This window comes from Micromonospora sp. NPDC048907 (assembly GCF_055586885.1).
Genome location: NZ_JBVJHI010000001.1, coordinates 895,331 through 909,750 on the forward strand (window position 1 = coordinate 895,331; position 14,420 = coordinate 909,750).

Annotated in this window: 13 protein-coding genes; 9 read left to right on the forward strand and 4 right to left on the reverse strand. The window is 74.7% G+C overall.

Annotated elements, in window-relative coordinates; genetic code table 11:
• Genes ACZ6PY_RS04505 through ilvA form a run of 3 tightly spaced genes read left to right on the forward strand, consistent with a single transcriptional unit; the run spans position 1 to position 3,597 of the window.
• On the forward strand, positions 1-1,413 hold the full coding sequence (locus ACZ6PY_RS04505; RefSeq protein ID WP_466069125.1) for an amidase: 1,413 nt from the start codon (positions 1-3) through the stop codon (positions 1,411-1,413).
• A gap of 43 nt (positions 1,414-1,456) precedes the next feature.
• Entirely contained in the window at positions 1,457-2,380 is a 924-nt protein-coding gene (locus ACZ6PY_RS04510) for a DUF4328 domain-containing protein (RefSeq protein ID WP_466069127.1), read from the forward strand.
• The gene (gene ilvA, locus ACZ6PY_RS04515; RefSeq protein ID WP_466069129.1) at positions 2,377-3,597 is read left to right on the forward strand and encodes a threonine ammonia-lyase; all 1,221 of its coding nucleotides are present in this window, start codon (positions 2,377-2,379) and stop codon (positions 3,595-3,597) included. The genes ACZ6PY_RS04510 and ilvA overlap by 4 nt, the downstream gene beginning before the upstream one ends.
• A gap of 130 nt (positions 3,598-3,727) precedes the next feature.
• On the opposite strand, the gene greA is transcribed toward ilvA, so the two are convergent.
• Both greA and ACZ6PY_RS04525 read right to left on the reverse strand, forming a co-directional pair.
• Positions 3,728-4,228, reverse strand: a complete 501-nt coding sequence (greA, locus tag ACZ6PY_RS04520) for a transcription elongation factor GreA (protein ID WP_466069131.1) — start codon at positions 4,226-4,228, stop codon at positions 3,728-3,730.
• Positions 4,229-4,373: 145 nt separating this feature from the next.
• Positions 4,374-4,808, reverse strand: a complete 435-nt coding sequence (locus ACZ6PY_RS04525) for a DUF4307 domain-containing protein (protein ID WP_466069132.1) — start codon at positions 4,806-4,808, stop codon at positions 4,374-4,376.
• A gap of 213 nt (positions 4,809-5,021) precedes the next feature.
• On the opposite strand from ACZ6PY_RS04525, the gene mca reads away from it, so the two are divergent.
• The 3 genes from mca (at position 5,022) to ACZ6PY_RS04540 (ending at position 8,957) form a co-directional block, all read left to right on the forward strand.
• Complete coding sequence (gene mca / locus ACZ6PY_RS04530; protein WP_466069133.1) at positions 5,022-5,903, forward strand: mycothiol conjugate amidase Mca; 882 nt, start codon at positions 5,022-5,024, stop codon at positions 5,901-5,903.
• Between the two features lie 48 nt (positions 5,904-5,951).
• A complete protein-coding gene (locus ACZ6PY_RS04535; RefSeq protein ID WP_466069135.1) occupies positions 5,952-6,245 on the forward strand; it encodes a hypothetical protein in 294 nt (97 codons plus the stop codon).
• A gap of 216 nt (positions 6,246-6,461) precedes the next feature.
• A complete protein-coding gene (locus ACZ6PY_RS04540; RefSeq protein ID WP_466069411.1) occupies positions 6,462-8,957 on the forward strand; it encodes a putative bifunctional diguanylate cyclase/phosphodiesterase in 2,496 nt (831 codons plus the stop codon).
• A gap of 58 nt (positions 8,958-9,015) precedes the next feature.
• Here the strand turns inward: ACZ6PY_RS04540 and ACZ6PY_RS04545 are convergent, their stop codons facing one another.
• Positions 9,016-10,050 carry a phosphatidylinositol-specific phospholipase C domain-containing protein gene (locus ACZ6PY_RS04545; RefSeq protein ID WP_466069137.1) on the reverse strand — a complete coding sequence of 345 codons (1,035 nt, stop codon included), beginning with the start codon at positions 10,048-10,050 and terminating at the stop codon, positions 9,016-9,018.
• Positions 10,051-10,255: 205 nt separating this feature from the next.
• Here ACZ6PY_RS04545 and ACZ6PY_RS04550 point away from each other — a divergent pair, with 205 nt between their 5' ends.
• Positions 10,256-11,143 (forward strand): hypothetical protein, encoded by an 888-nt coding sequence (locus tag ACZ6PY_RS04550; RefSeq protein ID WP_466069139.1) that lies wholly within the window; start codon positions 10,256-10,258, stop codon positions 11,141-11,143.
• Between the two features lie 99 nt (positions 11,144-11,242).
• Positions 11,243-13,279 carry a thioredoxin domain-containing protein gene (locus ACZ6PY_RS04555; RefSeq protein ID WP_466069141.1) on the forward strand — a complete coding sequence of 679 codons (2,037 nt, stop codon included), beginning with the start codon at positions 11,243-11,245 and terminating at the stop codon, positions 13,277-13,279.
• Here the strand turns inward: ACZ6PY_RS04555 and ACZ6PY_RS04560 are convergent.
• Positions 13,272-13,832, reverse strand: coding sequence for a PadR family transcriptional regulator (locus tag ACZ6PY_RS04560; protein WP_466069142.1), 561 nt, complete (start codon positions 13,830-13,832; stop codon positions 13,272-13,274). The two genes, ACZ6PY_RS04555 and ACZ6PY_RS04560, sit on opposite strands and share 8 nt — an antisense overlap.
• Before the next feature lie 103 nt (positions 13,833-13,935).
• Between ACZ6PY_RS04560 and ACZ6PY_RS04565 the strand changes: the two genes are divergently transcribed.
• Positions 13,936-14,418 carry a hypothetical protein gene (locus ACZ6PY_RS04565; protein ID WP_466069144.1) on the forward strand — a complete coding sequence of 161 codons (483 nt, stop codon included), beginning with the start codon at positions 13,936-13,938 and terminating at the stop codon, positions 14,416-14,418.
• Positions 14,419-14,420: the final 2 nt, after the last annotated feature.

Here is a 14,420-nt window from a genome sequence, read left to right on the forward strand (position 1 = left end):
ATGGCCGTGCAGGACATCATGCCGACGACCTGGGTGGGGGCGACCGCCAAGCAGATCGCCCGGGGCGTGCGCCGGGGTGACGTCTCCGCCACCCAGGTCGTGGCCGACCACCTCGACCACATCGCCCGGGCCGACGCCGAGCTGGCCGCGTTCCGCTCGGTACGCGGCGGCGAGGCGATCACCGAGGCCGAGAAGGTCGACGAGCAGGAGGACCTGGCCAACCTCCCCCTGGCGGGCGTGCCGGTCGCGGTCAAGGAGAACACCGCGGTGGCCGGCCTGCCGACGTGGAACGGGTCCGCCGCGATGCGTACCCCGGTGGCGGAGGCCGACCACGAGGTGGTCCGCCGACTGCGCGGCGCGGGTGCGGTGATCCTCGGGGTGACCCGGATGCCCGAGCTGGGCCTCTGGGCCCTCACCGACGACGCGACCGGTGTGACCCGCAATCCCTGGGACCCGGCCCGGACCCCCGGCGGCTCCTCCGGTGGGGCGGCCGCCGCGGTGGCCGCCGGGCTGGTGCCGATGGCGCACGGCAACGACGGCCTCGGCTCGATCCGCATCCCGGCCGCCTGCTGCGGCCTCGTGGGGCTGAAGCCCGGCCGGGGCGTGGTGCCGTGCCAGCTCGGCGCGGACGACTGGTTCGGCCTCACCGAGCACGGCGTGCTGACCGGCACGGTGGCCGACGCGGTGGTCGGGTTCTCGGTGCTGGCCGGGCGCCGCCCCGACAAGCTGGTCCCGCCGCCGCGGCTGCGGGTCGGCGTCTCGCTGCGTTCCCCGGTGCGGGGCGTCTCGCCGGACGCGCCGAACCGCGACGCGGTCGCCGCCGCCGGCCGGCTGCTCGCCGCCGCCGGGCACGACACCGTCCCGGCCGACCCGGTCTACCCGACCCGGCTCGGCCTGCAGGGCATCGCCACCTGGTTCGCCGCGGCCGCCACCGAGGTGCAGGCCGCGGGCGTGGAGCGGCGGGGCCTGCAGCGACGCAGCCGCCGGCACGTCGCGCTCGGCGAGTGGGCGCAGCGCCGGGGGTACGTGCGCGAGGCCGACCGGGCCGCCTGGCGCGAGCGGTCGGTGAACTTCTTCGCCGACAACTCGGTCGACCTGCTGCTCACCCCGGCGCTGGCCGGCCCGCCGCCGGAGGCCGCCGGCTGGTCCGGCCGGTCCTGGCTGGCCAACATGCGGGCCAACATCCGGTACGCCCCGTACGCCGCGCCCTGGAACATCGCCGGGCTGCCGGCGATCGTGGTGCCGGTCGGCCGCCGCCCGGACGGCCTGCCGGTCGCCGTGCAGTTCGTCGGCCCGCCCGGCTCGGAGCTGCTGCTGCTCGGCGTCGCCGGCCAGTTCGAGATGCAGGCGCCGTGGCAGCGGCACGCCCCCGGCTACCCCCGGGTCGGGACGGGGTCACCGGCCCACACATGATCGTCTAGCGTGTGCGCACCCACGCACACCAGGACGGTCATCCATGCGCTGCCACACCTGCGGGGACGAGACGTCCCCCGCCGACAACGAGTGCCAGAACTGCCACACGCCGCACGGCCAGCCCGCCCTCGCCCCGGGCGTGCCCACCTACCCGGTGCGCGGGATCGGCCTCGCCGCCTCCGTCGCGGTCGGCGCGACCGCGCTGCTCTACGGGTTGGTGGCGCTCTTTCCGCTGGCCGGCGCCGTGCTGGCCGGGCGGGCGAGGGAGAGCCAGGACCCCGACGTACTGCTCGGCGCCGTGCTGCTCGAGGTGGTGCTCACGCTGCCGTTCCTGGTGGCCTACGTGACCGCCGCCGTACTGGTCATCATCTGGACCTGGCGGGCCCGGAAGAACCTGGACGCCTTCCCCGGTGCGCTTCCGTACCTCGGGGCCGGCTGGGCGATCGCCGGCTGGCTGGTGCCGTTCGCCAACTTCGTGGTGCCGGCCCGGGTGGTCGCCAACCTCGCCCGGGACAGCCTCTGGAAGCGGTTCACCCCGGGGCTGGTCTGGATCTGGTGGGCGGCGTGGCTGGCCTTCACCGTCGGGGAGCGCCTGGTCAGCCGGCGCGACGACCGGGCGTACGACCGGCTGCCCGAACAGCCCCGGTTCGACACCGAGTTCCGGTGGTACGCCGACTTCTACCGCGACGAGCTCGGCTGGCACCTCATCCCGCTGGTCGCCTGCCTGGCCGCCGCGGTGTCGGTGATCGTGCTGATCCGGCGGATCTCCGCGGCCCAGGAGCAGCGGATCGCTCTCGGCGCGCCGTCCTGGCCCGTCCACGCCGGCTGGCCGGTACCGGGCGTGCCGTTCGGGTACGCCGCCCACCCGGCGCAGCCGGGAGTCGCGCCGTCACCGCAGGTGGTGGCAGAGCCGACAGTGGCGTCGCCGCAGGTTCCCCCGGGCGCGGGTGGCACGATCGGGGCATGACGGAACTGGTCGGTCTCGCCGACGTACAGGCCGCGCGGGAACTGCTCGTCGGCGTCACCCGCACCACCCCGCTGGAGCCGTCCCGGCCGCTCAGCGCCGCGCTCGGCGGGCCGACCTGGTTGAAGTGCGAGAACGTGCAGCGCGCCGGGTCGTACAAGGTGCGCGGCGCGTACGTGCGGATCTCCCGGCTCTCGGCCGAGGAGCGGCAACGCGGGGTGGTCGCGGCGAGCGCCGGCAACCACGCCCAGGGGGTCGCGCTCGCCGCCGGCCTGGTCGGCACGCACGCCACCGTCTTCATGCCGGTCAACGCGCCGCTGCCGAAGGTGGCCGCCACCAAGGGGTACGGGGCCCAGGTCGAGCTGGTCGGCAACACGGTGGACGAGTCGCTGGTGGCGGCGCAGACCTTCGCCGAGCGGACCGGGGCGGTGTTCATCCACCCGTTCGACCACCGGGACGTGATCGCCGGTCAGGGCACGGTGGCGCTGGAGATCCTCGAACAGTGCCCGGACGTGAAGACCATCGTGACCGGGGTGGGCGGCGGCGGGCTGATCTCCGGCATGGCGGTGGTCGCCAAGGCGCTGCGCCCCGACGTACGCGTGATCGGGGTGCAGGCGGCGAGCGCCGCCGCCTTCCCGCCCTCGCTGAAGGCCGGCGAGCCGGTCCGGCTGCCCTTCTTCTCGACGATCGCCGACGGGATCGCGGTCGGCCGCCCCGGCGAGCTGACCTTCACCCACGTCCGCAAGCTGGTCGACGAGATCGTCACGGTGTCCGAGGAGGACATCTCCCGGGCGCTGCTGATGCTGCTGGAGCGCGGCAAGCAGGTGGTGGAGCCGGCCGGGGCGGTCGGCGTGGCGGCGCTGCTGGCCGGGGTGGTGGAGGTCCAGGCGCCGGTGGTGGCCGTGCTGTCCGGCGGCAACATCGACCCGCTGCTGATGCTGCGGGTGATCGAGCACGGCCTGGCGGCGGCCGGTCGCTACCTGCGGGTCACCGTCCGCTGCACGGACCGGCCGGGCCAGCTCGCCTCCCTGCTCGGTGAGATCGCCGAGCACCGGGCCAACGTGGTCGACGTGGTGCACCAGCGCGCCAACCCGCACCTGCGGCTCGGCGAGGTGGAGGTGGCGCTGTCGGTGGAGACCCGCGGCGTGGAGCACTCGGACACCCTGATCAGCGCCCTGCGGGCCAGCGGCTACCAGGTGGTCTTCGCCGGCGAGGGGTGAGGGCGCCGGGAACGCGACCGCCCCGGCCGGACGGTGCCGGTCGGGGCGATTGGGTGTGGCTCGGGTCCGAGGAGCCTGTCAGCCTCGGTCGGGTCGGACCCGAGCCGTCCGGCGCGGGTCCGGTTGGCGGCTAGCCGGAGAACGGCTCGAACTTGACGACCGTCACCTTGATGTCGGCGCCGCTGGGCGCCGTGTAGGTGCAGGTCTGGCCCGCCTTGCCGCCCAGGATCGCCTTGCCGAGCGCCGACTCGGGGCTGTAGACGGTGAGGTCGGTCGTGGAGGCGATCTCGCGGGAGCCGAGCAGGAAGGTCTCGGTGTCGTCGGCGTCGTCGTCGAAGTAGATCGTCACGACCATGCCGGGCGACACCACGTCGGCGGTCGGCGCCTCGCCGACCTTGGCGGTGCGGAGCAGCTCCTTCAGGTAGAGGATGCGGCCCTCCGCCTTGCCCTGCTCCTCGCGCGCGGCGTGGTAGCCGCCGTTCTCCCGCAGGTCGCCCTCCTCGCGCCGGGCGTTGATCTCGGCGGCGATGACCGGCCGGTTGGCGATGTGCTCGTCGAGCTCGGCCTTCAGACGGTCGTATGCGTCCTGGGACAGCCAGGTGGCGGGCGCCTCGTTGTCATTGGTGGACACAGGCGATCTCCTCGTTGGTGCGGACTGGCTGACAGGTGAACTACCAATTTACCAGTGCGGACCGGGCCGGGGTGTCGCCGATCACCCCGGGTGCCGGCGGTGGGACCCGGGGTGCGTGCGTCCCGGCGGCTCGCCGGGCTCCCGGTCAGCCGGCCGGCCGGCAGCGCAGCACCTCGCCGATGAAGGGCCGGGCCGTGGTGGGCACCTCCTGCCGGGCCCGGACGTGGCGCTCGCCGGGCGGGGCGGTCACCGTGGCCTCGACGTGGCCCACCTCGGCGCCGTCGTGGGAGCGGGCCCGCAGCACGCAGGTCGCCGAGCCGCCCTCCGGCACCGTCACCCGGAAGTCGACCAGCACCCCGGAGTCGGTGATGTCGGTGTAGGTGATCAGCTCGGCGCGGTAGTCGGGGTCGCCGTACTGGCTGTAGAGCCGGGCGGCGACCAGCCCGAGGAGCGCCAGCAGGACGGCCGCCACCAGCACGGGCAGGAGGGGACGGCGGCGCCCCGGCTCCCGGCGGCGGCCGTAGCGGCCGGGCGGGAAGACCGGTGTGCCCGATGGGACTGTGGCGTGCGTCTCGCTCACCGGCGGGTATCTCCTGGCGTTGTTGTCGGCGGCATCGGCAAGAATGGCAAAGTCCATCTTCCCAGCCCGGCGCTGAGTCAAGAATGGCAGGTCGGCCCCGCCGCCGATCGGCCAGCACGGGGGCTTTCGCGGGCGCGGGGGGAGATTCCGGCAGGTCAGCCGGGCGGGCCCGGGCGGGCCGGGCCCGGTGGGCACAGACGAGGAGCGCCGAAGGTGGCAGAACAGCTGCGGCTCATGGCGGTGCACGCCCATCCCGACGACGAGTCGAGCAAGGGCGCCGCCACCATGGCGAAATACGTCGCCGAGGGGGTGGATGTCCTGGTCGTCACCTGCACGGGCGGCGAGCGGGGCAGCGTGCTCAACCCCAAGATGGACCGGCCCGACGTGTGGGCCAACATCGGCGACATCCGCCGCGCCGAGATGGATGCGGCCCGGGCCATCCTGGGCATCGAGCAGGCCTGGCTCGGCTTCGTGGACTCGGGGCTGCCCGAGGGCGACCCGCTGCCGCCGCTGCCGGAGGGCTGCTTCGCCCTGGAGGACGTCGAGGTCGCGGCCGCCCCGCTGGTGCGGCTCATGCGCCAGTTCCGCCCGCACGTCGTCACCACGTACGACGAGGAGGGCGGCTACCCGCACCCCGACCACATCATGACCCACAAGGTGACGGTGGCCGCCTTCGAGGCCGCCGGCGACCCGGACCGCCACCCCGAGCTGGGCGAGCCGTGGCAGCCGCTCAAGCTCTACTACGACGTGGGCTTCTCGCGGGCCAAGATCATGGCCCTGCACGAGGCGATGCTCGCCGCCGGCCTGGAGTCGCCCTACGGGGAGTGGATGAAGCGCTGGGAGGACCGTCCCGACAAGGGCGAGCGGATCACCACCCGGGTCGACTGCGCCGAATACTTCCCGGTCCGCGACGACGCGCTGCGCGCCCACGCCACCCAGATCGACCCGGACGGCTTCTGGTTCCAGGTGCCCATGGACCTGCAGCAGCGCGCCTGGCCGACCGAGGACTTCCAGCTGGCCCGCTCGCTGGTGGACAGCCCGCTGCCCGAGTCCGACCTCTTCGCCGGGGTGCGCGAGACGTGCCATGCCCGCTGATTCCCCGGCGGGCTACGCTGGTGGCCAGCCGCACATCGGAGGAACACCATGCTGACCACCGCCCAGGTGCTCGCGGAGAACAACTTCGGTGACACCCGCACGGGTGGTCTGGCCGGCCCGATGGGCCTCTTCCTCATCGTGCTGCTGGCCATCGTCACCGTCCTGTTGATCCGCAACATGAACGCCCGGCTGCGCCGGCTGCCCGACCGGTTTCCCCAGCAGGGCGGCCCGGCCGAGCCGGGCCGGACCGACGCGACAGTCGCTGATCCGACAGACGGGACCGCCGCGCAGGATTCACCGACAGACGGCCCCAACGGCTCCCAGCAGCGCCGGAACGGCTGAACAGCGCGTGAATCACGCCGAAGCCGGTCGTCAACCCCTGTTGCGACCACCGGGTTTGGCTTAGCCTTCCGCCGGGGGGACCGAAAGGCCCTGAGCCGTGCGCGGAAGGGGGGCGCCGATGTCGATGGCAGCTACGGCCCCCGACCGTGCCCCGGGGCCGCCGCCTGACGGGGTGGGTCGGTGACCTCCGGCCGGGCCGGCGATCCCCCCGATCGGCTGGGCCTGCGCGGCACACCGGTCGGCGTGCTGCTGCTCACCGCCGCCGTCGCGGTCACCGCCGTGGTGGCCGCCGTGGTCGGCCTCACCGTCCCGGCGCACCTGCCGCCGGACGACCCGCTGCCCGGCTTCGCCCGGTTCGGCGTGGCCGCCGTGGCGTTCGGCGCCGCCCAGCTCGCCCGGCTGCGCTTCCGCACCGCCTCGGGCATGGTCAGCATCACCTGGGGCGAGGCGGCCCTCGTCGTCTGCCTCTACCTGGTGCCGGCCGGTTGGCTGCCGGCCGCCGCCCTGCTCGGCGCCGGTGCCGCCTGGACGACGATGTCGCTGGTCGCCGACCGCCGGCCCGCGCTGGAGCTGATCCGGATCGCCGGCTCGCTCACCGCCGCCACCGCGCTCGCCGCCGTGGTCGCCAGTGCGCTCGGCCGGCCGCTGCTCGCCGCGTCCACCCCCGAGCTGGCGCTGGCGCTGACCGCCGCCGCGGTGGTCTACCTGTTCACCACCGCCTGGCTGGGCGGCGCCGGCCTCGCCCTGCTGCACGGCATCCCGATCGGGCCGCCGCTGCTCGCCGCGCTCCGCGGCAAGCTGCTCATGTTCGTCGGCAACGTGGCGGTCGGCCTCGTGGTCGTCACCCTGCTGGAGGTCGACCCCCGCTGGCTGCTGCTCCTGCCGCCGCCGCTCTGGCTGCTCCAGCAGACCTACCGGCACCGGCTCCGCGCCGACCAGGAGCGGCGCACCTGGCGGGCCTTCGCCGAGGCCACGGCCGCGCTCAACCAGCTCGACGAGCGGGGCGTGGCGACCGCTGCGGTGACCGGGGCGCTCACCCTGTTCGGCGCCGAGCTGGTCGAGGTGGACGTGGCGCGGGGCGACGCCCGCTGGCACCGCTACCGGGCCGACACCGGCGCGCAGGTGCGCGACCGCGAGGTCGAGCCGCCGTCGGCCACCGGGGCGGGCGAGCACGAGCTGGTCCGGCGGCTCACGGTGGGCAGCGCCGAGGTCGGCCAGCTCCGGGTGCGGTTCCCCCGGTCCGCCCCGCCCACCGCCCGGGAACACGACGGCGTCGCGGCGTTCGGCGACGCGCTGGCCGCCGCCCTGCACGACGCCGCGACCCACCGCGAGCTGCGGCTGGTCACCGCCCGCTCGTCGTACGAGGCGGTGCACGACCAGCTCACCGGGCTGCTCAACCGGGCCGCCCTGCTGGCCAAGGGCGACCAGGCGTTGCGGCAGCGCGCCCACGACCACCCGGTGGCGCTGCTGCTGCTCGACATCAACCAGTTCAAAGAGGTCAACGACACGCTCGGGCACGCGGCCGGCGATCAGCTGCTGCGGCTCGCCGCGAGCCGGCTGACCACCCTGGCCCGTCCGGGTGACCTGCTCGGCCGGCTCGGCGGCGACGAGTTCGCCCTGCTGCTCACCACCGTCCCGGTGGTCGACGACCGGGCCGCCCCGCTGGCGTACGCGCTGCGCCAGGCCCGGGAGATCGCCGAGCGGCTCGCCGCGCCGACCGAGGTGGCCGGGGTGCGCATGTCGGTCGAGGTGGCGGTCGGCGTGGTGGTCGCCGACGCGGGCACCGCCGACCTGACCGAGCTGCTGCGCCGGGCCGACATCGCCATGTACCAGGCGAAGGAGGGCGGCGGCAGCGTCGCCGCGTACGACAGCTCCCGCGACGCGGCGAGCACCGACCACCTGGCGCTGCTCGCGGAGCTGCGAGAGGCCCTGGCGGCCGACGACCAGCTGGTGCTGGCGTTGCAGCCGGCGGTGGACCTGGCCACCGGCGCGCCGACCGGGGTGGAGGCGCTGATCCGGTGGCGGCACCCGCGCCGCGGCTGGCTCGGGCCGGCGGACTTCATCCGGCCGGTGGAGAACAGCGAGCAGCTCGGCAGCTTCACCCGTTACGTGCTCGACAAGGCCCTCGCGGTGGCCGCCGACTGGGCGCGCGAGGGGCTGGACATCCCGATCTCGGTGAACCTGTCGGCGCGCAGCCTGCTCGACCCGCGGCTGCCGGCCGAGATCGGCGAGGCGCTGCGCCGGCACCAGGTGCCGCCGCGCCGGCTGGTCCTGGAGATCACCGAGACGGTGGTGATGAGCGAGCTGGAGGTCATCGACGAGGTGCTGGCCACCCTCCGCTCGATGGGCGTGCAGCTCGCCGTCGACGACTTCGGCACCGGGTTCTCCTCGCTGACCTTCCTGACCCGGATCGCCGTCGACGAGTTGAAGGTGGACCGCTCCTTCGTGCTCCGGATGGCCGACTCGCCGGAGGCGGCGGCCATCGTGCGGACCACGGTCGGGCTCGCCCACGAGCTGGGGCTGCGGGTGGTGGCGGAGGGCGTCGAGACCGCCGAGCAGCGGGCCGCCCTGGCCGAGCTGGGCTGCACCGCCGCCCAGGGCTACCACTTCTTCAAGCCGATGCCCGCGGACAAGATCGGGGCGGTGCTCGGGTCGCTGGCGGACACGGCGCGCGGCAACGTCTTCCCACTCCGCGCCGACGGCGCCTCCTGACCGTCCCGCCCCGCCGGGGCCCGCTCGCCCCGGCGGCGCGGACCGGTCGATCGGGTGCTCAGCCGCGGGGCAGCACGTCGTCGAGCACGGTGGGCAGGGCCGCCCAGTCCGCGGAGGCGATGCTGGCGTGTGCGCGGGCCAGCTCGGCCACCCGGGCCGCCGCCGCGTCGGCGTCGTCGGCGCCCACGGCCGGCGGGACGTTCTGCGCGTCGGTCATCACCAGCAGGTAGTGGTTGGTGTCGTACCAGGCGGTGTCGACGCCCCCGGTGACGTACGCCGTGGCGTCGCCGTCGAAGAGCACGAACCAGGGCCGCAGGCCGGCGTCGGCGTACCGGGTGCGCGGGTCGCCGGCCTGCGCCCGGTGCACGGCCGGGAACGCGCGGGCGCTGCCCAGCGTGCCGGCCGCCGCGAGGCCGGCCAGGTGGCGGGCGTACTCGACGTCGGTCCAGAGGGTGTCGGTCGGGTTGCCCTCCTCGACGGTGCCGGGGATCAGCTCGACGATCACCCGGCCGGCGAGCTGCGCCCGGCTGGGCCAGGCGTCGGCGCGTGCGGCGGCGTCCAGGCCGGCGTGGCCGCCGAGCAGGTCGGCCGGGCGGAACACCCGGTCGCCGAGCCGCGCGGCGAGCACGGCGTCGAGCTGGGCCGGCCCCTGCCCGGTACGCCCGCTGAAGCCGGTCTTCAGCTCCAGTTTGAGGACGAGCGGGCCGGCGTCGGGGTGGGCGCCCAGCCAGAGCCGGATGTCGTCCAGGCAGTGCTCCAGGTTCCGGTTCCGGGTGCCGGTGTAGAGCTGGGCGGCGCTCGTGGCGGCCACGCAGTTGTTGTCGTTGCCCAGCGGGTTGGAGTGGCTGACCCGCCACTGCCGGGTCAGCACGTCCGGCCAGACGTCCAGCTCGATCAGCCCGGGCCGGGCGTCGAGCGCCTGCGCCAGGTAGGGGTAGGTGCCGCGCTCGTAGGCGTTGTGGACCCCGACGCCGGTGGTGGCGGAGAACCGGGTCTCCGGCGCGACCGCGGCGGTCGCGGCGCCGGGAGCCAGCACCGGTCCGGTGAGGGCGGCGAGGGTGGCGAGGGCGAGCAGGGCGGGGAGTCTGCGCATGAACCGTCTCCTTCGGACGGCCCGGCGGCCGCCGGGCATGCGCTGATTCAAATCAACAAAGATGAATATCGGAAGGACGGATCGTGTCCCGTGGGGGCGGCGCCGACGGCCTCGAACGGGGCAGCGCGAGAGGGGCGTCGCCCCATACGCTCGGTGCGGGCGCTGGCACGGCGCGTCCACAACGTCCACCTCGGGGGAGGACCACATGACACGTTCCTGGCGACGACCTCTGCTCGCCGCGGCCCTGTCGCTGGCCGCCGGCATCGCCGCTCTGACCGTCCCGGCGCCCGCCTCGGCCGAGCCGCCGACCGGTCCCGCCTCGGGCACCTTCACGGTGACCGGTGACCCGGACGACCCGGTGACCCGGGGTGCGACCTTCTCCTTCGCCACCGCGACGGGCATGACGGCCCAGCTCTACGGCAGCCCGTTCGACGCCCAGGTCGGCGTGACCGACCCGGCCACGGGAGTCGACTTCCACCTGGTGCTGGCGCCCGACGGCGGTCCGCTGGAAGCCGGCACCTACACCGGCGCCACCGCCTGGCCCTACTACGAGAACGGCCCCGGCATGCTCCTCCTCGGCGACGGCGGCAGTTGTGACGGCGACCTGGTCGGATCCTTCACCATCCAGGACATCCGGTTCGGTCCCTACAACTACCTCGAGAAGCTCGACGCCACCTTCGAGCAGCACTGCGCCGGTGGGGAGCCGGCGGCGCGGGGCGAGGTCCACCTGACCAACCCGCCGGCACCGCCGCTGCTGGATCCGCGGGCGACGGTGGCGGAGACCGGCACGATCGCCCTGCCGAGCGGCCCGGTGACCGTGCACGGCACGCTGACCTGCGGCCAGGCGGCACTGGTGTTCGTGGACGCCAACGCCCAGCAGAAGGGCCGGGTCGTCTGGTTCGAGCGCGTCGAGGTGCAGTGCGTGCCGGGTCGGGCGGTGCCGTGGACGGCCACCACCACCCCGTACAGCGGGGTGCGGTTCCGGCCGGGTGACGTCCAGGTCCGGCTGCAGGTCGAGGGCCGCGACCCCTTCTTCGACGAGTACGTCCAGGTCGTCCCGCCGCTGTTCCCGGTGCGGCTGGACGCCGCCTGACGCGGCGGCGGCGTCATCCGGCGGGCCGGGGAGTCACCTCCCCGGCCCGACCGGTTCACTCCGGCGGCGGGGCCGGGGTGTGGCCGATATGGTCGTCGGGTGAACCGACTCGCCGACGCCACCTCGCCCTACCTGCTCCAGCACGCCGACAACCCGGTCGACTGGTGGCCCTGGTGCGACGAGGCGTTCGCCGAGGCGAAACGGCGCGACGTGCCGGTGCTCATCTCGGTCGGCTACGCGGCCTGCCACTGGTGCCACGTGATGGCGCACGAGTCGTTCGAGAACGAGGGCGTCGCCCAGCTCATGAACGACGACTTCGTCTGCGTCAAGGTCGACCGTGAGGAGCGGCCCGACGTGGACGCCGTCTACATGACGGCCACCCAGGCCATGACGGGCCAGGGCGGCTGGCCCATGACGGTCTTCGCCACGCCGGACGGCACCCCGTTCTTCTGCGGCACCTACTTCCCGCGGGCGAACTTCGTCCGGCTGCTCGGCTCGGTCGCCACCGCCTGGCGCGACCAGCGGGACGCGGTGCTCCGGCAGGGCGCCGCCGTGGTCGAGGCGATCGGCGGCGCGCAGGCCGTGGGCGGCCTGACCGCGCCGCTGACCGCCGAGGTGCTGGACGCCGCCGCCGACCAGCTCGCCTCCGAGTACGACGAGACGAACGGCGGCTTCGGCGGCGCGCCGAAGTTCCCGCCGCACATGAACCTGCTCTTCCTGCTCCGGCACCACCAGCGCACCGGCTCGCCCCGGAGCCTGGAGATCGTCCGGCACACCTGCGAGGCCATGGCCCGCGGCGGCCTGCACGACCAGCTCGCCGGCGGCTTCGCCCGCTACTCGGTGGACGGGCACTGGACGGTGCCGCACTTCGAGAAGATGCTCTACGACAACGCCCTGCTGCTGCGGGTCTACACCCAGCTCTGGCGGCTCACCGGGGACCGGCTGGCCCGCCGGGTGGCCCGCGACACGGCGCGCTTCCTCGCCGACGAGCTGCACCGGGCCGGCGAGGGCTTCGTCTCGGCGCTGGACGCCGACACGGAGGGGGTCGAGGGCCTCACCTACGTGTGGACCCCGCAGCAGTTGGTCGAGGTGCTGGGGGAGGAGGACGGCCGCTTCGCCGCCGACCTGTTCGAGGTGACCGAGCAGGGCACCTTCGAGCACGGCACCAGCGTGCTCAGGCTGGCCCGGGACGTCGACGACGCCGACCCCGCGGTGCGCCGGCGCTGGCAGGAGGTGGTGGGCCGGCTGCTGGCCGCGCGGGACACCCGCCCGCAGCCGGCCCGCGACGACAAGGTGGTGGCCGCCTGGAACGGGCTGGCGATCACCGCGATCGCCGAGTTCCAGCAGGTCGCGGCGCTCCTGGCGACCCCCGAGGACGAGGACGCCAACCTCATGGAGGGCGTCACCATCGTGGCCGACGGCGCGATGCGGGACGCCGCCGAGCACCTGGCGGCCGTGCACGTGGTGGACGGCCGGCTGCGCCGCGTCTCCCGGGACAAGGTCGTGGGGGAGCCGGCCGGTGTGCTGGAGGACTACGGCTGCGTGGCCGAGGCGTTCTGCGCGATGCACCAGCTGACCGGCGAGGGGCGCTGGCTCGTCCTGGCCGGGCAGCTGCTCGACGTGGCGCTGGCCCGGTTCGCCGCACCCGACGGCGGCTTCTACGACACCGCCGACGACGCCGAGCGCCTGGTCACCCGGCCGGCCGACCCGACGGACAACGCCACCCCGGCCGGCCGCTCGGCGATCGTCGCGGCGCTTGTCGCGTACGCGGCGTTGACGGGGGAGACCCGGTACCGGGAGGCGGCGGACGCCGCCCTGTCCACGGTCGCGCCGATCGTCGCCCGGCATGCCCGGTTCACCGGCTATGCGGCCACGGTCGGTGAGGCGCTGCTCTCCGGGCCGTACGAGATCGCGGTGGTCACCGACGACCCGGTGGGCGACCCGCTGGTGGCCGCCGCGCTCCGGCACGCCCCACCCGGGGCCGTGGTGGTGGCGGGCCGCGCCGACCAGCCCGGCGTGCCGCTGCTGGCCGACCGGCCCGCGCTGGGCGGGCGGCCGACCGCGTACGTGTGCCGGGGGTTCGTCTGTGACCGGCCGGTGACCACGGCCGAGGAGCTGGTCGCCCAGCTCAGGTGACCGGCTCCTCGGCCCCGTCGGCCGGCCTCAGCGGCGGGGGCAGCGTGTCGAACCACTCCAGCACCGCCCGCTCGTACGCCAGCCCGAAGCGCAGTGTGGCCACCGCGTAAGGTTCGATCTCGTCCGCCTCCGGGGGCAGCGCCGCCGCGGCGGCCTGGTAGTCGGCGAGCCGTGCGGCGTGGGCGGCCCGGTGCGCGCCGAGGTAGCCGGCGAGCCGTTCCGGCGGGAGGTGCCGACCGAAGAGCACCGTGAGCAGCAGCGGGAACCGGATCGTCTCGTCGGCCGGGGGGCGGGCCGTCCACTCGGTGAAGGCCCGGCGCCCCGCCTCGGTGATCTCGTACGGCTGCCGGTCGCGTCGGCCCCGCTCACCGGCCCGGACCAGCCCGGCGGCCGCCATCGCGGTCAGCTCCCGGTAGACCTGGCTCTGGGTCAGCGACCAGAACGCCCCGATCCGCTGCTGGGCGACGGTGACCAGGTCCCAGCCGGTCATGGGGCCGTCGTGCAGGAAGCCCAGCAGCGAGGCGGCGGTGGCGTTCAACGGCCGGTCCGGCATCGGTCGGTTCTCCTTCGCGAATCTCCTTGACATCCCATTGTGTCAGGTCCGATGCTGGATCCTATCGACCTCCCACATTGGGATGTCGCGGGAAGGGGGACCCGTGCGCACCGTTCTCGTCGTGCTCCACGCCGCCAGCGGCATCACCGGGCTGCTGCTGGCGCTGCCCGTGCTGCTCGCGCCGAAGCGTCGCGGCCGGCACACCCTGCTCGGCCGCGTCTACGCGGGGGCCGCCCTCGGCCTCAGCCTCAGCGCCTTCGGACTCTTCGCCTACGACCCGGGCCGCCTGTGGGGGCTGGCCGTGCTCGGCGCGCTCACCCTCGGCTGGCTGGTCGGCGGCCTCGGGATCGCCCGGCGCCGGCCGCGCGGCCTCGGTCCCCGGGGCTGGCGGATCTGGCACCTCAACCTCATGGGCAGCACGGTGATCGCCTTCGTCACCGGGTTCGCCGTGCAGATGACCGGCGGGCACCTGGTCGCCTGGCTCGCCCCGACCGTGATCGGTTCGCTGCTGATCGCCCGGACCACCGCCCGCGAGATCGCCCGCGCCCCGCGCCGGATAGCCGTCTCCACCGCCCGGCTCGGCTGACA